Origin of the sequence: Psychromonas sp. SA13A (genome assembly GCF_011378715.1) — a bacterium.
Lineage (GTDB): Bacteria > Pseudomonadota > Gammaproteobacteria > Enterobacterales > Psychromonadaceae > Psychromonas.
The window spans coordinates 189,299-207,651 of record NZ_WTKU01000004.1 but is presented as its reverse complement, the minus strand read 5'-3'; the positions used below and the strand labels follow the sequence as shown (position 1 = coordinate 207,651).

17 protein-coding genes are annotated in these 18,353 nt (G+C 37.7%); 10 read left to right on the top strand and 7 right to left on the bottom strand.

Annotated features, from left to right (window positions below; genetic code table 11):
* Nucleotides 1–313: 313 nt before the first annotated feature.
* The 9 genes from potA to GQR44_RS06220 all read left to right on the top strand — a co-directional run bounded on the left by potA (nt 314) and on the right by GQR44_RS06220 (nt 9,826).
* Nucleotides 314–1,420, top strand: coding sequence for a spermidine/putrescine ABC transporter ATP-binding protein PotA (potA, locus tag GQR44_RS06260; RefSeq protein ID WP_166370382.1), 1,107 nt, complete (start codon nt 314–316; stop codon nt 1,418–1,420).
* Nucleotides 1,404–2,276 (top strand): spermidine/putrescine ABC transporter permease PotB, encoded by an 873-nt coding sequence (gene potB, locus GQR44_RS06255; RefSeq protein ID WP_166370380.1) that lies wholly within the window; start codon nt 1,404–1,406, stop codon nt 2,274–2,276. The genes potA and potB overlap by 17 nt, the downstream gene beginning before the upstream one ends.
* Entirely contained in the window at nt 2,260–3,030 is a 771-nt protein-coding gene (gene potC, locus GQR44_RS06250; protein WP_166370378.1) for a spermidine/putrescine ABC transporter permease PotC, read from the top strand. The genes potB and potC overlap by 17 nt, the downstream gene beginning before the upstream one ends.
* A 2-nt stretch (nt 3,031–3,032) precedes the next feature.
* Nucleotides 3,033–4,064: an extracellular solute-binding protein gene (locus tag GQR44_RS06245; protein WP_166370376.1), complete on the top strand. Its 1,032-nt coding sequence runs from the start codon at nt 3,033–3,035 to the stop codon at nt 4,062–4,064.
* A 369-nt stretch (nt 4,065–4,433) separates the two neighbouring features.
* Nucleotides 4,434–5,831 (top strand): MBL fold metallo-hydrolase, encoded by a 1,398-nt coding sequence (locus tag GQR44_RS06240; protein WP_166370374.1) that lies wholly within the window; start codon nt 4,434–4,436, stop codon nt 5,829–5,831.
* Between the two features lie 380 nt (nt 5,832–6,211).
* The gene (locus GQR44_RS06235) at nt 6,212–7,420 is read left to right on the top strand and encodes an acetate kinase (RefSeq protein ID WP_166370372.1); all 1,209 of its coding nucleotides are present in this window, start codon (nt 6,212–6,214) and stop codon (nt 7,418–7,420) included.
* A gap of 625 nt (nt 7,421–8,045) precedes the next feature.
* Nucleotides 8,046–8,765 (top strand): divalent cation transporter, encoded by a 720-nt coding sequence (locus tag GQR44_RS06230; RefSeq protein ID WP_166370370.1) that lies wholly within the window; start codon nt 8,046–8,048, stop codon nt 8,763–8,765.
* A gap of 166 nt (nt 8,766–8,931) precedes the next feature.
* Nucleotides 8,932–9,204 carry an acylphosphatase gene (locus tag GQR44_RS06225; protein WP_166370368.1) on the top strand — a complete coding sequence of 91 codons (273 nt, stop codon included), beginning with the start codon at nt 8,932–8,934 and terminating at the stop codon, nt 9,202–9,204.
* Nucleotides 9,205–9,235: 31 nt separating this feature from the next.
* Nucleotides 9,236–9,826, top strand: a complete 591-nt coding sequence (locus GQR44_RS06220; protein ID WP_166370366.1) for an AAA family ATPase — start codon at nt 9,236–9,238, stop codon at nt 9,824–9,826.
* Between the two features lie 43 nt (nt 9,827–9,869).
* On the opposite strand, the gene GQR44_RS06215 is transcribed toward GQR44_RS06220, so the two are convergent.
* Nucleotides 9,870–10,784: an EamA family transporter gene (locus GQR44_RS06215; RefSeq protein ID WP_166370364.1), complete on the bottom strand. Its 915-nt coding sequence runs from the start codon at nt 10,782–10,784 to the stop codon at nt 9,870–9,872.
* Between the two features lie 231 nt (nt 10,785–11,015).
* On the opposite strand from GQR44_RS06215, the gene GQR44_RS06210 reads away from it, so the two are divergent.
* Nucleotides 11,016–11,504 (top strand): MarR family transcriptional regulator, encoded by a 489-nt coding sequence (locus GQR44_RS06210; protein WP_166370362.1) that lies wholly within the window; start codon nt 11,016–11,018, stop codon nt 11,502–11,504.
* Nucleotides 11,505–11,873: 369 nt separating this feature from the next.
* Here GQR44_RS06210 and GQR44_RS06205 read toward each other — a convergent pair whose 3' ends face one another.
* The 6 genes from GQR44_RS06205 to GQR44_RS06180 all read right to left on the bottom strand — a co-directional run bounded on the left by GQR44_RS06205 (nt 11,874) and on the right by GQR44_RS06180 (nt 17,935).
* A complete protein-coding gene (locus GQR44_RS06205) occupies nt 11,874–13,598 on the bottom strand; it encodes an ABC transporter substrate-binding protein (protein ID WP_166370360.1) in 1,725 nt (574 codons plus the stop codon).
* A gap of 182 nt (nt 13,599–13,780) precedes the next feature.
* The gene (locus GQR44_RS06200; RefSeq protein ID WP_166370358.1) at nt 13,781–14,053 is read right to left on the bottom strand and encodes a DUF2160 domain-containing protein; all 273 of its coding nucleotides are present in this window, start codon (nt 14,051–14,053) and stop codon (nt 13,781–13,783) included.
* A gap of 9 nt (nt 14,054–14,062) precedes the next feature.
* Nucleotides 14,063–14,863 carry a carbohydrate ABC transporter permease gene (locus GQR44_RS06195; RefSeq protein WP_166370356.1) on the bottom strand — a complete coding sequence of 267 codons (801 nt, stop codon included), beginning with the start codon at nt 14,861–14,863 and terminating at the stop codon, nt 14,063–14,065.
* Nucleotides 14,864–14,882: 19 nt separating this feature from the next.
* Complete coding sequence (locus GQR44_RS06190) at nt 14,883–15,746, bottom strand: sugar ABC transporter permease (protein WP_166370354.1); 864 nt, start codon at nt 15,744–15,746, stop codon at nt 14,883–14,885.
* Complete coding sequence (locus GQR44_RS06185; RefSeq protein WP_166370352.1) at nt 15,739–16,842, bottom strand: ABC transporter ATP-binding protein; 1,104 nt, start codon at nt 16,840–16,842, stop codon at nt 15,739–15,741. Before GQR44_RS06185 ends, GQR44_RS06190 begins: the two co-directional genes overlap by 8 nt.
* A complete protein-coding gene (locus tag GQR44_RS06180) occupies nt 16,835–17,935 on the bottom strand; it encodes an ABC transporter ATP-binding protein (protein ID WP_166370350.1) in 1,101 nt (366 codons plus the stop codon). Before GQR44_RS06180 ends, GQR44_RS06185 begins: the two co-directional genes overlap by 8 nt.
* Between the last annotated feature and the right edge of the window lie 418 nt (nt 17,936–18,353).

The following is an 18,353-nucleotide window of genomic DNA, read 5'->3' as shown; positions in this document are numbered from 1 at the left end:
GATTAATCTCAGACATTGCTCCAATTCAATAGTGATAAAATGATTGTATTTGTCGATTTTATTTATAAAAATTTTTGTTTGTTTTTTAAACATTTTACTGTAAATAATAGTGCGAAAATAATTTGTTATTTGCTTTGATTTTTTATTGAGTTTGATTGATATGTAGGTACAATCGCGCCGATTGTGATCTACGTTAAAGATTGCAACATGAACAAAATAAAGACTTGTTTTTAATGTGAGTTCTTAAGCGCTTAAGCGAAAAACTTAAGATGATGTTAACTGCCATTATGGCTATATATTTGGAATATTGAATGTGACTGGGTGCCAACCTCTTTTACAACTTTCTGGGGTCAGTAAAACGTATGCCGATAATACGGTTTTAGATGCGTTAGATCTTACAATTTACGACGGTGAGTTTCTTACCTTATTAGGTCCATCAGGCTGTGGTAAAACGACAGTGCTACGTATTATTGCTGGTTTTGAAAAAGAAGACCAAGGGCAAGTAATGCTTGATGAAAAAGATATCTCTATTCTTAAGGCTGAACATCGCCCCGTGAATACCGTGTTCCAAAGTTATGCTTTATTTCCTCATATGACAGTGTATGACAATATCGCGTTCGGTTTGATCATGCATAAAGTACCCAAGGCAGAAATTAATGACCGTGTACTTGAAGCATTACGTATGGTGCGTTTAGAAAGTTTTGCTCAGCGTAAACCACATCAATTATCCGGTGGACAACAACAACGTGTGGCTATTGCGCGCGCTGTGGTTAATCGCCCGCGTTTATTATTGTTAGACGAGTCGTTGAGTGCGCTTGATTACAAATTACGTCAAGAAATGCAAATAGAGTTAAAGCGATTACAACGTCAACTTAACATCACCTTTGTTTATGTTACGCACGACCAAGAAGAAGCGTTGTCGATGTCAGATCGCATCGTGGTATTAAACAAAGGCAAGGTACAGCAAATTGGCACTCCGCGTGAAATCTATGAAACGCCGGTCAATCTCTTTGTGGCACGCTTTATTGGTGAAATTAACCAATTTGATGGTCATGTGGTGCGTCGCATTGATGAAAAACACGTTGAAGTGGTTGCTGAAGGTGCTGATTGGGTTGTGCAAACGGATTATCCTTTTGTCGCGAATGACAAAGTACACGTATTACTTCGCCCTGAAGATGTACGCTTAACTAAACCTGAATTAGCGTCGAATACTGTGCACATAGAAGGGCATATTCACGAATGTAACTATAAAGGGAAAACCTTAGATTCTTATATTCGTTTATCTACTGGCACCAATGTGATTGCCAGTGAGTTTTTTGATGAAGATGATCCCGACTTTGACTACCGCTTAGGTCAAAAAGTCGCATTGCAATGGATAACCGGTTGGGAAGTGGTATTGCCATATGAACAAACAATTTAATCAGTTTCGTTTTTGGGCTATTGGTCTTGCTACAAGCTGGCTAGCACTGTTTGTTCTAGTGCCGAGCTTGATGGTTTTAGTGACCAGTTTCTTAACTCGTGATGCTGATTTTTTAATACAGTATAAATTTAGCCTAGAAGGTTGGAAAAGCGTTTTCGATCCGACCTTTATTGCATTGTTGTGGGATTCACTGTCGATGTCGATGATAACAGCTGTGATCTGTTTAGCCATCGCCTATCCTTTTGTGATGTGCTTGATGTCATTACCAAAACGCTGGCGTGGCATTGTGTTGTTTCTGTTAATTGTGCCATTTTGGACAAATTCTTTGGTACGTATTTATGCGATCCAATTTTTGTTAGGTAAAAAAGGCTTAATTAATGAAGCACTGCAATTTATCGGTTTGATTGATAAACCATTGGACATGTTATATAGCCAATTTGCGGTTATTTTTGGTCTCAGTTATATCCTGTTACCTTTTATGATATTACCTATTTATTCCTCTATGGAGCGATTAGATTTTAAATTGTTAGATGCGGCTAAAGACCTCGGTGCGAGTGCAAGCCAACGTTTAATGCGCATTACTTTACCATTAACACTGCCGGGTATTATTGCCGGGTGTTTGATGGTGGTTTTGCCAGCCATGGGCATGTTTTTTGTGGCGGATTTATTGGGCGGTTCAAAGCATGCGTTATTGGGCAATGTCATTAAGAACCAGTTTATACAAACACGTGATTGGCCATTTGGTGCCGCATTGAGTATTTTAATGATTTTATTATTATCATTTATGCTTTGGCTTTATTACCGAGCGACAAAAATGTCGAATCGCGAAGGGGGCATCAATGACTCGAATTTTTAGATTAGGGTTTATCGGGCTAGTACTTTGCTATGTGTACACACCTATTTTTATTTTAGTGGTTAACTCTTTTAACGAGTCTCGCTACGGTAATAAATGGAGTGGTTTTACCTATAAATGGTACGAGAAGTTATTTGAAAATGATTCGTTAATGGAAGCGGGTTGGCACACCTTACAAGTTGGATTGACCAGTGCTACAGCTGCAACTGTGATTGGTACTTTAGCGGCAGTTGCATTACAACGTTATCGTTTTTATGGTAAAGGTGCGGTCTCTTCGCTGGTGTTTGTAAGCATGTTAACACCGGACATTGTGATGGCGATTGCCTTACTTATTTTATTTGTTACTTTGGGTATTGAACTCGGCTATATTTCGCTTTTAATTGCACACATTACTTTCTGTTTGCCATTTGTGATCATTAGTGTTTTCTCTCGCTTAAAAGGCATGGATATGTCGGTCACGGAAGCAGCGCGCGATTTGGGGGCTAACGAATGGCAGGTGTTTAGTAAAATTATCCTACCAATGGTATTACCAGCGGTAGCATCGGGTTGGTTGTTAAGTTTCACGTTATCCATCGATGATGTGATTGTGAGTTCCTTTGTAACGGGGCCAGGCTATGAAATATTACCACTTAAAATATATTCCATGGTCCGTGTTGGTGTGTCGCCAGAGGTTAATGCTATCTCTACTTTACTCTTTGTTGGGTCAGTAGTCTTAATTGTAATATCGCAGCTATTGCTACGTAAAAAAGGAAATTAATAATGAAAAAATGGTTAACAGTAACCGCCGCAATGATGCTTAGTTTTTCAGCAATTGCAGAAGAAAAAGTCGTGTTGTATAACTGGGCTGATTACATTCCAGATAAAGTACTTAAATCGTTTACTAAAGAAACGGGCATTAAAGTTGAAGTGGCTACCTTTGATAGCAATGAAACTATGTTCGCTAAATTACAATTAGTGAACGGTAAAGGTTATGATTTAGCGGTGCCTACAACCTTTTTTATCGAACGTTTAAAACGTGCTGATCTTATACAGCCTATTGATAAATCTAAATTAAAAAACCTGGGTAACTTAGATCCAAACTTATTGGATCAAGCTTACGACCCAGGTAACAAGTACAGTATTCCATATCTATGGGGCAGTACGGCTATTGCGGTTAATACGGATGAGATGAATTCATCATCAATTACGTCGTGGAAAGACCTTTGGAAACCAGAATTTAAAGATCAAATCCTGTTATTAGATGATGTTCGCGATATCTTTTTAATGGCATTAAAAGTGAAAGGCTTTGAAAACAATACCACTAATGAAGACGAAATTCGTCAAGCTTATGAAGCACTAGTTGAGTTATTACCAAACGTGAAATTATTCTTGTCTGATTCACCAAAAGGGCCGCTTATTCAAGGTAATGTACCGATGGGCGTTATGTGGAATGGTGAAGCTTACATGGCACAAGTTGAGTTAGGTACGGTTGATTACATTTACCCAAAAGAAGGTGTTACTTTGTGGGTAGACAGTCTTGTTATCTCTAAAGGCGCTGAAAATGTAGATAATGCACACAAGCTTATTGACTATATATTGCGTCCTGAAATTGGAAAAATGATTATTGAAGGTGTAGGTAATTCAACCCCTAACTTAGGTACTATCCCTTTGTTAAGTGATGAAATGCGTAATAACCCAATGGTTGTACCGCCAGCTGATGTTATTAAAAACGGTTCGTATCATAGTGACTTAGGTGAAGCGAATGCTATCTATGAGAAATACTGGCAAATGCTAAAACAAACTAAATCATAAAGGTTGTAAATCTTAATAATATTTTTACACCTTAATTAATTAAACCGCTCAACGAGCGGTTTTTTTATGCTTAATATTATTGTTATTACTGCAATAAAGGATCTCGCTTATTTAACCTTTCTATCGGATTCCTCTTTTTAGCCTTTTACTTACCTTTTCAATCTTTCATCCATCTCTTTTAATTAAATGATTGAATAGCAAAATTGCTAACAGGCTATCAACTTTACACCTACTTATGCGCTATGGTCATTATTAGATATTACAAAAAACTATATAAAAAACTATAGCTGTTAAAGCTAGTTAATGTCTTTAGCCGCTAAGTTATTGAGTCTCAAAAATCTGTAAACAAGTTCATAGAGGAGGTGTTTTATGGCTTTTATTCAATCATTTGGTGCAGCTGAAACAGTAACTGGTTCATGTCATCTCTTACAGCTTGAAAATGGGCCAAATATATTAATTGATTGTGGTTATTTTCAGGGTGAGGGTGAAGAAAAGACCTATGAACCTTTCGATTTTGATCCTAAAAGCGTCAATATTATCTTAGTCACGCATGCTCATTTAGACCATGTAGGACGCATCCCTAAACTCGTTAAAGAAGGCTTTGATGGCAAGATTGTAGCTTCTCGTGCCACCATGGATTTAGCTGAAGTGGTGCTAATGGATAGCGCTAAAATTGCCGAAGAAGATTACAAATTGGCTTTTAAAAAAGCAAAACGGTCGGGTACTGAAAAAAAAGTTCGTCCCCCTATCTATACTATTGATGATGCTAAAGCAGTATTTGATTTAACCATTCAATATGCACAACATAATAAAAGTATTCAACTGACTCCTAATGTGAAGGTGACGTTTCGCCAGGCTGGACACATTCTCGGTTCAAGTACAGTGCAAGTTGATTTTGAAGAAGCTGGCACAACTAAGTCGGTGGTTTTTTCTGGTGACTTAGGCGGCCGTAAAGATTTAATCATGCCTGAACCTAGTGTTATTAAACAAACCAATGCGTTATTTATTGAGTCAACTTATGGTGACCGTAATCATTGTGGTTTAAAAGAGACGGTAGATGAGTTTAAGGAAATTGTAATTAATACCTTAAACAATAAAGGCAATGTCTTGATCCCGTCATTTGCTATTGAACGTTCGCAAGAAATTTTATTGTTATTAAAGCAAATGTATTACGACAAAGAGTTACCACAATGCCAAGTCTTTTTGGATTCTCCAATGGCGATGCGCGCCACGCAAATTTATACCGCTCATCACCATGAGTTGAATGAATCAGCCAAACAACTACTTGATCGTGATGGCAGTGTATTTGACTTCCCTTATTTACAATATGCTTTAAAAAGCAATGAATCGATACTCATTAACAAAATAGAAAGTGGTTGCATCATTATCGCAGGTAGTGGCATGTGCACGGGAGGACGGATATTACATCATTTAAAACATCGTTTATGGGATGAAACGAATAGTGTCATATTTGTTGGGTATCAAGTTCAAGGGACGTTGGGAAGGAAGTTAATAGACGGAGTGGATTCGATTCAGCTTTACCATGAAAATATTAAGGTAAATGCAAAAATACATAAAGTGAATGGTTTCTCTGCTCATGCCGACCAACATGACCTTTTAGGATGGATCAGTGAATTTGAAAAAATTGAACATGTGTTTTTAATACATGGTGAACCAGATAAACAAAGCATTTTTAAACAAGCAATAGAAGAACAACTAAATATACCAACACATATTGTGCGTTACGCAGAGAAAATTAACATTTGATTTCAAGCTTTGTTTTATTGATGGAGTTGTTTTATATCAATTATTTAGTTCTATTTTGGCAAGTTTGGTGCAGCTAAACGCTGCACCAGTTATTATTTTTTTATATTAATTTAATCTAATCTTATGTAAACCCTTCTTACGCCTCATTTTTATTGGATAACCTCTATAAATCGTTCTTTAAAAGAAGGAATATGCTTTAGAAACTATTTTTTGTGATCTATGTCCTTCACGTGTATGCTTCGCACCTCTGATTTGGTGGTAGTAAAAACAAGGGCTCTGTCTGTTGTTATTATTTTATAATGCCAAAAAATACAACTTTTAAAGAGTTGAAATAACTTTTAGCTCTAACCCTTTATTTTTGTGATAAATAGGATATAAAAATGGACAGCAAGCTAATCCTTGTACTTAACTGTGGTAGTTCTTCTTTGAAATTTGCCATTATTGATGCCGTTACTGGTGATGAAAAACTTTCTGGTCTTTCTGAGTGCTTGCACTTAGATAATGCAAGTATTAAATGGAATTTAGAAGGTGTAAAAGGTAAAGCTGAATTAGGTGCGGGTGCTGCCCATGATGAAGCATTAACTTTTATTGTAAATGAAATCCTTTCGTTAAACCCTGTATTAAAAGAAAACTTATATGCTATTGGCCATCGTATCGTACACGGTGGTGAGCAGTTCACTGAATCTGCTGTTATCACTGACTCTGTTATCCAAGGTATTGAAGATTGTGTGTCATTAGCGCCTTTACATAATCCAGCTCATTTGATCGGTATTCGTGCAGCTCAACATGCACTGCCTTTATTAAAAAATGTGGTTGTGTTTGATACTGCTTTCCACCAAACAATACCTGAAGAAGCTTATTTATATGCACTTCCGTACAAACTTTACCGTGATAATGGCGTTCGTCGTTACGGTATGCACGGTACTAGCCATTACTACATTACATTACAAGTTGCTGAAGTGTTAAATAAACCTGTTAATGAGTTAAATATCATCAACTGTCACTTAGGTAACGGTGGTTCTGTTTGTGCTATTAAAAACGGTATTTCTGTCGATACGTCAATGGGTATGACGCCGTTGGAAGGCTTAGTAATGGGAACGCGTTGTGGTGATTTAGATCCTGCAATCATTTTCCACTTACATGACGAATTAGGTTACAGCATGGAAGAAATTCACACTATGCTAACAAAAGAGTCTGGTTTATTGGGATTAACTGAAAATACATCGGATTGCCGATTTGTTGAAGATAATTACCAAAAAGATAAAGCCGCAACTCGTGCTATGGATCTTTACTGCTACCGCTTAGCTAAATATATTGCAAGTTACACTGCTGCTTTAGATGGACGTTTAGATGCTGTTGTATTTACAGGCGGTATCGGTGAAAACTCTGCTCCAATTCGTCAATTAACATTAGCGCGTTTAGGTTTATTAGGCTTTAAAGTGAATGAACAAGAAAACCTAGCAAACCGTTTTGGTAAATCATCTAATAAAGGTATTATCAGCGAATCAGGTAGTACAGTCGCGATGGTTGTTCAAACTAATGAAGAATGGGTTATTGCAAAAGACACTTTACGTTTATTGACTGTTTAATAAATTAAATAGTTAAAAGGTAATAGTTTAACGACTCAAAGGCCATTTTTAAAATACCTACCAGTTAATTGCTGGTGGGTATTTTTTTGTCTTTTTTCTGTGGATTGTAGTGATGCTATTACTTATAGGGACAATGTGAGCTTTGAGTTTTTTAATGCTATTTATGTTCTATTGATGAAATTGGCGACTTTAAACCATTACATTTTTTGGCTTAGATTCAAGATTTAAAACTCATATTAAGGAGGAATTATAACAACCTCGATTTCATCATCTATAGCGTATAATTATATAAATGTTTAAATATTTAAGCTTAATTGAATAATATTTTAATGCCTATAATTCTGCTTCTGGACTATGCGTTAAACGTTATTGTAAAGCCTAGACTCAACGAATAAATATATTATTTATCTGCTTAGTTGTTATGCACTTCAATGTTAAATCCGCTAGATTAATTAATTCCTCCATTGTAATTATTAAAATGATCTACTGCTTGCTTGTAAAGTTCGTAAAAGGGAGCACTATCTACATTAATTTACGTTGTAAATTAAGTCATTGTTTCTATGAAAAAACTTAGTTATCTTACCTAATATCATTGCTATTACTTAACCTTTATCGAGGAGAAACGATGGATCTGTTAGTGGTTGTTATCATTTCTACATTACTCGCTGGCTTGGCGATGGCACTTGGTGCTGTTATTGCTTATGTTGAAAATATAAAAAACCAATGGATTGAAGAAGAATTCAGACATAGTGTGATGGCTTTTGGGGGCGGGGCGCTATTATCTGCTGTTGCGTTGGTATTAGTCCCGGAAGGCATTGTTAATTTTAGCCCTGTAGCGGCCTGTGTTTGGTTTATTATCGGTGGGCTGAGTTTCATGGGCTTGGATATCTACCTTAAGAAAATTAATACTCCAGCCAGTCAACTTGCAGCCATGCTATCGGATTTCATTCCCGAATCGATTGCGCTTGGTGCTGCTTTTGCGATAGGCAATAGTAATGCCTATTTATTAGCTGCATTGATTGCCTTACAGAACTTACCTGAAGGTTTTAGTGCCTATCGAGAGTTAAATTCAAGTGCCGACTATAAGCCCAAAAAAATCATTCTGATGTTTTGTTTAATGGCGATGCTTGGGCCCGTTGCAGGCGTTTCAGGGTACCTTTGGTTATCTGAGTATCCAAAGGCTATTTCTGCCATTATGTTATTTGCTTCCGGCGGTATTTTGTACTCTATATTTCAAGATCTTGCACCACAAGTTAAATTAGAAAAACATTGGGCTCCACCGATTGGCGCCGTATTAGGCTTTGTATTGGGTATGTTTGGGTTAATGGTGACTTCTGGCAATTGATGAAGGTTCGATATGATAGTGTTTTTAAAGTTGTTGACCTGTAACATTATGATATATAAACACTGATTGGATGTTATTAAAACAAATGTGCGTTGTGGCTAAGTTTATCTTACCGAAGATGTTTATGCTTATATATAAATAAGTGTTGGTTATAGGGGGAATTAGAGTGGATAAAATTGGATGCAAAGTGATTGTTTCTGGGATTGTACAGGGGGTTGGTTTTCGTTATTTTACTAGCATGGAAGCCCGCCTTTATAATCTAATGGGGCATGCAAAAAATTTACCCAATGGTGACGTTGAAGTGTTGATGTATGGTCCTCCTGAAAAAATAGATAAAATGTTGGAATGGCTTAAAACTGGTCCTAAAACAGCGCGAGTGAGTGGTACTGTGGTGAGTGATGTACCTTATCAGAAAACGACCAATTTTCTCGCTTGTTAACGGCTATATCCTCTACGCAAAAGGAAGTAAAATGAAAAGATTGATCCTTGTCACTTCACCACCAGCGAGTGGCAAAACATATATATCTAAACAGTTAGCAAAAGCGTTAAAACATGTGGTGTATTTAGACAAAGATACATTAATCGTGTTGTCACATCAGATTTTTAAAGTCGCAAATGCAGAAGTTAATCGAAGCTCGGAATTTTTTGAACAGCATATTCGTAATTTTGAATATGACGCTATATTAGCCTTGGCGATGGAGGCGTTAGAGTATGACGATATTGTGTTAATTAATGCGCCATTTACGCGAGAAATAAGAGATACCACTTTTGTAGATAATTTAAAAAATAAGCTTGCTGAAAAAAATGCACGCTTGACTGTGGTTTGGGTGATCACCGATGTTGATGTCGTAAAGAACCGTATGATTGAAAGGAACTCACCAAGAGATACTTGGAAATTACAAAACTGGGATGAATATATTAAAGATGTAGATTTCTCAATCCCAATGAGCATCGATAATCCTGATGTTATCGATGACTTATTATTATTTCGAAATTCAAATGATCAGCAGTACCAAGCTTCTTTACAGGAAATATTATCTGTTTTAGAAGCAACATCATAACTTAGTAAACCTTATGTACTGCATAAGGTTTACCTTTTCTTATCTATTTTACCGTTGATAATGTTGACACTTGCGCACTGTTAAGTGTTTTTCTTTGTCTGTAATTCGCAAATAAAGGCGATAATAAAGAGGTCAGAATAATTGCCGCCATCAGAGAGTACTGGTGTAAGTTAAAAGACTCTCCCATTAATAGTAAACCCATTAAAATCCCCGCAATCGGGTTACTCACGCCAGCAAAAGTAAATTCAACCACTGTCATACGACTTAATAACCAAACATATAACCCATAAGCTAAAGCTGTATTCAACAATATTAACCATGATAAACCTAGGATATTGAGGCTGCTGATATTGCTAATCGCATTAATATACTGCGCCGGATAAATCGTTGCTTGAAGCGCTGCTAATATGGCAAGTAAACTACCACCTAGAATGAGCTGCCAAGATAATACTGTCCACCAATGGATCCGATTACTTAAAGACTGGGTTAAATTGCTTCCAATCACAATACACCCAATAGCGGTTAACATGGCGACTAAGCCGACGCTATTTAACTGTAGTTTTTGCGGGTCAAATAGCTGCCAAGCTAATATTACCAATAATGCGCCTGACATGAGTTGTAATTTAGCGGGTTTCTTTTTATTAACAAGCCAATGAAAACACATGGCAAACACTGGTACATAAACCATACCCATTGCCGAGATAGCAGACGGCAAGGTCTGTGCCATGATAAAGAGTAGCCCAAAAAATAATGCAATATTAATCGCGCCTAAACGTAACAAAACCACCCAGTCTTTACCCTTAGGTAAACTAGGCTTAATAAGCAATAAAAGTAACCCTGCTGGTAAAGCACGTATTGCACCTAGTAATAAAGGAGGCCAGCCTTCAAGGCTATATTGTGTCACAGCGTAGGTTGTACCCCAAAAAAAGGCGGCAGCCATCGCTAAAATTATATTCATGTTTGTATCTCTTTATCTTTTAAGCTAATTGCAATAAGTAGTCGTTTAAATATGTTTTGAGTAAAGTATCTTTACATAAAGGGAAAAGGATTTTGCACTTGTTTTTACTTCTTGTAAAGTATCTTTGCATTAAGGTATATTTAAATCGAAAATTAATTATTAAAGCACAAATAAACCCACCCTAATTAAATGATGCTACTGCGTTTAAAAAGAGTAATAAAGAGGCTTACCTTGGATAAATTAGACCTTGTGGTTGAACAATGGAAAAATGAAAAACCACATTTAGATACCACGTCAATGTCATTAATTGGGCGTTTATTACGTATCAGTAAACATATTGAAACACGCATCACGCAATGCCATAAAAGCTTCGCATTAACCTTAGGTGAGTTTGATGTATTAGCTGCACTAAGGCGCTCTGCAAATCACACTTGTTTAACTCCCTCTGAGTTGAGTAGCGCGTTGTTATTAACATCGGGCGCGATGACAAATCGCTTAGATAAACTTGCAGAAAAAGGGTTGATCAATCGTTGTCATAGCGAGGAGGATAGACGTAGCGTGACTGTCGCCCTTACAGATAACGGTAGGGAGTTGATTGATCGAGCCATTGAAGTTCATGTCACTGTCTTAGATGAATTAAGTTCAGCATTAAGTGCAGATGATAAGCATTTACTTAACGGTGGATTAAACAAGTGGCTGACACAGTTCGAAGTTGAGTAATGCTCAACATTGGCGATTTTGTACCAGTATTCTGGCGAGTATAAGAGTGCTTTTAGCTGTATTTTTTGCACTGTGATTTTGCTCTATTGTTACGTTAGTGCTGGCTTAATAGGTTAAATTTCTATTATCAAGTTCTTATTATTAAGCTTCTGTTATTAAGTTCCAGTCATCCATCAAATCTCTATTAACAAATTCCTATTATGAAATTTTAGCGACAAATAACTAATCCATAAAAAAACCGCTCACTAGGAGCGGTTTTGAGAGAATCATCGTTCGCTTTTATTGTTCATTTCATTGGATCTTAACATTGAACTGAAAAATCGTTCTGACAATGGTTTTGAACAACCTGTAGCTAAGTGTTATCTGCAGTTAACCTGCAATCAAATCTTTATAAGCGATAGTTTTACCTTGTGGTTTTTCATTAGGTAATTTAGCTTTAGGTGATCCAGGTTGGTCTAACCAGTAAGACGCATCTTTTTCTGGATTTAGTACCGGTCCACATTCACCTTGTGCTTTACTTCGCTCTAGACGTGCCATCACTTTATCTTGCGCTTTAGCTAAACCATCCATTGCTTCTTGTGCTGTCTTTTCACCGCTTGCAGCTTCTGCAACATATTGCCACCATAACTGTGCAAGTTTAGGATAATCCGGCACGTTAGTGCCCGTTGGTGTCCATTGTAAACGTGCTTGGCTACGATAGAACTCAACTAAACCACCCAGTTTAGGTGCTGCATCTGTCATTGCTTGTGAATTAATATCTGATTCACGAATTGGTGTTAACCCAACTAATGTTTTCTTCAGTGACACTGTTTTAGAGGTCACAAATTGTGCATATAACCAAGCTGCTTTTCTTCTATCAACAGGTGTTGAATTTAAGAATGTCCATGCACCGGCATCTTGATAACCTAGTTTCATGCCTTCTTCCCAGTACGGACCACGTGGAGAAGGGGCCATGCGCCATTTAGGTGTGCCATCTTCATTTACCACTGGTAAACCTGGTTTCACCATGTCAGCCGTAAAGGCGGTATACCAGAATATTTGTTGTGCGATACTACCTTGTGCAGGTACTGGACCTGATTCACCAAAGGTCATACCGGCAGCTTCAGGTGGCGCGTATTTTTTCAACCATTCTACGTATTTTGTGGTTGCATAAACGGCCGCAGGACCATTGGTTGCACCACCACGAGAGACGCTTGAGCCTACAGGGTTACAGCCCTCTACACGAATACCCCATTCATCCACGGGAAGACCATTTGGTAGACCTTTATCACCAGCGCCTGCCATAGATAACCATGAGTCAGTGAAACGCCAGCCTAACGAAGGATCTTTTTTACCGTAATCCATATGCCCATAAATACGTTTTCCGTCAATCTCTTTGACTTTTTCAGAGAAAAACTCAGCAATATCTTCATAGGCAGACCAGTTTAATGGCACTCCTAATTCGTAACCATATTCACTTTTAAAGCGTTTTTTAAGATCAGGACGTTCGAACCAATCGGCACGGAACCAGTACAGGTTAGCAAACTGTTGAGTAGGTAGTTGATAAATTTTCCCATCGGGCCCAGATGTAAAACTTAAACCAATAAAATCTTCTATATCTAAGGTTGGAGAGGTAACGGCCTTGCCTTCTCCCTTCATAAAGTCACTAATAGGTACTACTTTTCCATAGCGGAAGTGCGTTCCTATTAAGTCTGAATCGTTCACATAAGCATCATAGATATTACGCCCTGATTGCATTTGGGTTTGTAGTTTTTCAACTACATCGCCTTCTTGAATTAAATCATGGTTTACTTTGATACCAGTAATTTCATAAAACGCTTTGGCTAGCTTTTTAGATTCATATTCATGAGTGGTTAGTGTTTCAGAAGCAACATTAATTTCCATGCCACGGAAAGGTTTGGCGGCTTCAGTAAACCAGCTCATCTCTTCCATTTGTTGTTTGTTAGTTAATGTTGATGGTGTAAATTCTGAGCCGATCCAATCACTTGCTGAGTCACTGTATTGATCTGCTAATGCTAAGCTACTGCATCCTGCTATCATGATAGCAACGCTTAAGCGGCCAAGTTTAAATACTGATTTCTTTTTATCAAACATTCTCTGAGTCCTTTTATTAATTAAAGTGCTGATAGTAATCGCCTTAATTAAGAGATCTATTTTACTGCTTTAAATTACGATCAATTCTTTAATACTATTACTATTGTCATCTATTTAATGAAGGCACCTAACGGTGCATAAAACATCCTTTTTGTAAGACCTAAGATACTCTGTTTACCATATCACCCCCATTTCATTACAATGAGCAACCAAATAATGGCTACTGTAAAGGGCAGCCAGATAGTCACTTCCGTAAATCCGATAAACCCTAAATGAATAAATGCGGCGCTTAATAAACTGATAAACAGTCTGTCACCACGTGTTGTCTCTATTGGAAAAAATCCTTTCCTTGCGATACAAGGGCTTACAATTTCCCAATAAGTCATTCCTATTAAAATACAAGCAATCCCAATAAAGAATAATGCTGAAGGTGTTGTCCATGCCATCCAACTCATACTGTTCTCCTATACACGGCCAAGAGCAAAGCCCTTCGCCACATGATTTCTAACAAACCAAATTACTAATACACCCGGTAAAATTGTGAGCACACCGGCGGCGGCTAATACGCCCCAGTCGATACCAGATGCGCTGACGGTTCTGGTCATAACTGCTGCAATTGGTTTTGCACTTACAGAGGTTAATGTTCTCGCTAGTAATAACTCAACCCAACTAAACATGAAGCAGAAGAAAGCCGTTACTCCGATCCCTGAGCTAATTAACGGGATAAAAATTTTGGTAAAAAACTTAGGAAAACTGTAACCATCAATATAAGCAGTTTCATCAATTTCACGTGGCACACCGGACATGAACCCTTCTAAAATCCAGACCGCTAACGGCACGTTAAATAAACAGTGCGCCAGTGCAACACCAATATGGGTATCAAATAATCCCACCGATGAATAAAGTTGAAAGAAAGGTAATAAAAATACGGCTGGTGGTGACATTCGATTAGTCAATAACCAAAAGAACAGATGCTTATCCCCGATAAAACGAAAACGTGAAAAAGCATAAGCTGCTGGTAGAGCAACTAATAGAGTGATCACCATATTCAGCGATACGTAATAAATAGAGTTGATGTAACCCATATACCAGCTAGCATCGGTAAAAATAGTCATGTAATTAGCGAATGTGAATTCATTTGGCCAAAAGGTTAATGTGCCTAATATCTCTTGGTTGCTTTTAAAAGACATCATCAATAACCAATATAGGGGCAATAGCAAAAACAGAATGTACACGCTAAGGCCAATTGTTTTTTTCTTATTCATAAATCCGTCCTTATGCTGATTATTTGTTGTCACTATGTGTCATGGCGGTGTAGAACAACCAACTCACTAACAAGATGATCAAGAAGTAAATGATCGAGAATGCACCCGCTGGACCGATATCAAATTGTCCTACCGCCATTTTAGTTAACGCTTGGCTTAGGAAGGTCGTAGAGTTACCAGGGCCGCCGCCGGTTAATACAAAGGGTTCGGTATAAATCATAAAGCTGTCCATAAAGCGCAATAACACACCTATCAGTAATACACTCTTAAGCTTAGGGAGTTGTATGTATCTAAACACTGCCCATGCGGATGCTCTATCAATACTCGCAGCTTGGTAATAAGCGTCGGGAATGGCGCGTAATCCTGAAAAAGACAGGAGTGCAACCAAGGATGTCCAATGCCATACATCCATTAATAAAACCGTTAACCAAGCATCAATGGGGTTTGCTGCATAGTTATAATCAATACCTAAGGAGTTTAAAGCCCAGCCAAATAAGCCAATATCTGCACGTCCAAATATTTGCCAAATCGTGCCCACTACGTTTAATGGAACCAGTAGAGGCAAAGCCAGTATTAATAAACTGATCACGGACCACTTACCTGATTTGGGCATCATTAATGCCACGCCAATACCAAGTGGGATTTCAATTAACAGCACTGACCCGGAAAAAATAAACTGCCTGACTAAGGAATCTTGCAGCCGTGAGTTATTGAGAATTTCTCGATACCATTCAGTGCCTACAAAGTAGCGAGTACTGACATCAAAAATATCCTGCAGTGAATAGTTCACAACCGTCATTAAAGGCACGATGGCACTAAAGGCAACCAATATAAAAACAGGTAATACTAGGAACCATGCCTTATTCGAATGGGGTTTATTCATGGTTGTTCTCCTTTTCAACAAGAAATTCGTCGATGTATAACATTAACCATTGTTCAGGAAAGCTAATAAAAGTACTTTTATGAGGGACTTTTTGGTCCTCCTGTAAGCGCGCTTTAATTGATACACCTGCGAGCGTTAACGTTACAATTTTATAAGTCCCTAGGTCTTCAACAAACTCAACACTTGCTTCATGCGCTTGTGAGTTCGGTTTGTCCCAAACGTGCACAAATTCAGGTCTAATACCTAATTTAAGATTATTGGAGGTACTGTGTTGTAGTGCTTTTTTCTCTGCATCACTGAGTGGAAAAGCGATGTTGTCAAAGCAAACGCCTTCTTTACAGCGTTTGACTTCAAGGAAGTTCATGCCGGGACTACCGATAAAGTAACCCACAAAAGTATGGTTAGGTTGTTCAAATAATTCACGTGGAGTACCAAATTGAACTACCTGACCGCCATACATGAGGGCTATTTTATCGGCAAATGTTGAGGCTTCTAATTGATCATGGGTGACATAAACCATAGTGGTTTTAAATTTTTCATGGATCTGTTTTAATTTGCGACGTAATTTCCATTTTAATTGTGGGTCAATCACGGTTAATGGTTCATCGAACAAGATCGCAGAAACATCGTCTCTTACCAAACCACGGCCCATTGATACTTTTTGCTTTTCATCAGCAGTGAGGTTCGCAGCTTTTTTGCTCAAAACATCGGTAAGTTCTAAAATTTCTGCTATTTCAGTCACTTTGGAATTTATTTTGGCTGCACCCGTGCCCATATTACGTAGTGGGAAAGCTAAATTATCAAATACACTCATGGTGTCATAGACCACTGGAAACTGGAAAACTTGTGCAATATTACGATCTTGAGGGGGAATTTCGTTAACGCGAACGCCATCAAACAATACATCACCTTCAGAAGGTTTTAACAAACCTGAAATGATATTAAGTAAGGTTGATTTACCGCAACCAGAGGGGCCTAATAGTGCAAATGCACCACCATCATGCCAAATATGATCCATCTGTCTAATTGCATATTCAGGTGGGTTTGCACTAGTGTCATAGCTATGTGCTAGTGATTTTAAATGAATCTCAGCCATGGAAGTGATCCTCTATTCTGCGACTAGATGCTTGGATTAAATCTCCATCCTTTTCAAATACATTTAGTTTGTGGGTAGGAACATAGATTTTAATTTTTTCATCTACGTGGTAGCTATGAACGCCGGATAGGTGCAATACCATTTGAAAGTGTGCGTTTCGAACGTGTAAGAATGTTTCTGAACCACTGATTTCGGCTACTTCAACCTGCACTGAAATTTCTAAATCATCATCATTTTTAGGCAAGAGGCTTAAATGACTAGGTCGTATTCCAAATTGGTATTCGCCTGCAGACAGCGTATTTAACTCTGAAGTTAATGGGAAATGCACCATATTATCAAAGGTCACTTCATTTTCAGTAATATGCCCTTTGATCATATTAATAGGCGGTTCATTGAATAAGGTGGCGGCAATGACATTGCAAGGTGAGTGATAGGTTTCTGCTGTCGGGCCTGTTTGAATTATTTGGCCCTCATGCAAAATAGTGGTGGTACCGCCTAAAGCTAATGCTTCGTTGGGCTCAGTGGTCGCATACACGGCAATAGTATTTCGTTGAGCAAATAATTCACGCATTTCAATACGTAATTCTTCACGTAACTTATAATCTAAATTTACTAATGGCTCATCAAACAAAATAAGATCTGCATCTTTAATCAAAGCTCGAGCCATTGCGGTTCTTTGTTGTTGCCCACCAGAAAGTTCAAGAGGTAAGCGTGATAAAAAAGGCGTAATGCGTAACATTTCAGCTATTTCCATCACTTTCTCTTTAATACTTTTCTCTGACTCTTTTGCTAAGCGCAGTGGGGAAGCAATATTGTCGTACACACTCATATTCGGGTAATTAATGAATTGTTGGTAAACCATAGAAATATTACGTTTTTGTACCGATACACCTGTCATATCAATACCGTGCATAAGGACGCGACCAGATGTCGGTTTTTCTAATCCCGCCATCAAACGCATTAAGCTTGTTTTTCCAGATAGGGTCCGCCCTAGTAATACATTAAAGGATCCAGGCTCAAAGGTTAGGTTTGCCTGATTAATGTAATACTGGCCATCTACTATCTGTGTCACATTTTCCAACGTCAGGGACATAGCGCGATAATCTCCATTTAGTTATAAAGAAATAAAACAAGGGGGTGTTCAATTTCACTATTTATTAACATCAATGGGGTATAGCGAAATCCATGCCAAAGTTTAAATTCAACGTAACAATATGATTTTAAATGTTTAATTTGTTTTTTAAGGTTTTTTAAAAAGTGTTCAAATTTTCATGGAATGAGCGGTTTGTTAATAATGTGAACAAATTGTTAACACTATTAAGTGATCTGGGTCGTTTAATACCTAAATCGCCCTTAATGACGCATGGTTATTATTTTGAGGAAAGATCAATATATTATGAAACTGGAACTTTTTATTTTTAAGTTATTGTTTTTAATTGATAATTTAGGTATTGGCGTAGAGTGATTGAGTATTTAGGATAAATAGAGAAGGGCTCCTGAATAATGTCTGC

What these genes read in the sequence shown, in the direction of transcription:
- GQR44_RS06245 (WP_166370376.1), top strand. Translation starts at nt 3,033, where the DNA reads ATGAAAAAATGGTTAACAGTAACCGCCGCAATGATGCTTAGTTTTTCA.
- GQR44_RS06185 (WP_166370352.1), bottom strand. Translation starts at nt 16,842, where the DNA reads ATGGCTGAGATTCATTTAAAATCACTAGCACATAGCTATGACACTAGT.
- GQR44_RS06215 (WP_166370364.1), bottom strand. Translation starts at nt 10,784, where the DNA reads ATGAATATAATTTTAGCGATGGCTGCCGCCTTTTTTTGGGGTACAACC.
- GQR44_RS06230 (WP_166370370.1), top strand. Translation starts at nt 8,046, where the DNA reads ATGGATCTGTTAGTGGTTGTTATCATTTCTACATTACTCGCTGGCTTG.
- GQR44_RS06235 (WP_166370372.1), top strand. Translation starts at nt 6,212, where the DNA reads ATGGACAGCAAGCTAATCCTTGTACTTAACTGTGGTAGTTCTTCTTTG.
- GQR44_RS06240 (WP_166370374.1), top strand. Translation starts at nt 4,434, where the DNA reads ATGGCTTTTATTCAATCATTTGGTGCAGCTGAAACAGTAACTGGTTCA.
- GQR44_RS06195 (WP_166370356.1), bottom strand. Translation starts at nt 14,863, where the DNA reads ATGAATAAGAAAAAAACAATTGGCCTTAGCGTGTACATTCTGTTTTTG.
- GQR44_RS06205 (WP_166370360.1), bottom strand. Translation starts at nt 13,598, where the DNA reads ATGTTTGATAAAAAGAAATCAGTATTTAAACTTGGCCGCTTAAGCGTT.
- GQR44_RS06180 (WP_166370350.1), bottom strand. Translation starts at nt 17,935, where the DNA reads ATGTCCCTGACGTTGGAAAATGTGACACAGATAGTAGATGGCCAGTAT.
- GQR44_RS06200 (WP_166370358.1), bottom strand. Translation starts at nt 14,053, where the DNA reads ATGAGTTGGATGGCATGGACAACACCTTCAGCATTATTCTTTATTGGG.
- GQR44_RS06190 (WP_166370354.1), bottom strand. Translation starts at nt 15,746, where the DNA reads ATGAATAAACCCCATTCGAATAAGGCATGGTTCCTAGTATTACCTGTT.
- potB (WP_166370380.1), top strand. Translation starts at nt 1,404, where the DNA reads ATGAACAAACAATTTAATCAGTTTCGTTTTTGGGCTATTGGTCTTGCT.
- potC (WP_166370378.1), top strand. Translation starts at nt 2,260, where the DNA reads ATGACTCGAATTTTTAGATTAGGGTTTATCGGGCTAGTACTTTGCTAT.
- GQR44_RS06220 (WP_166370366.1), top strand. Translation starts at nt 9,236, where the DNA reads ATGAAAAGATTGATCCTTGTCACTTCACCACCAGCGAGTGGCAAAACA.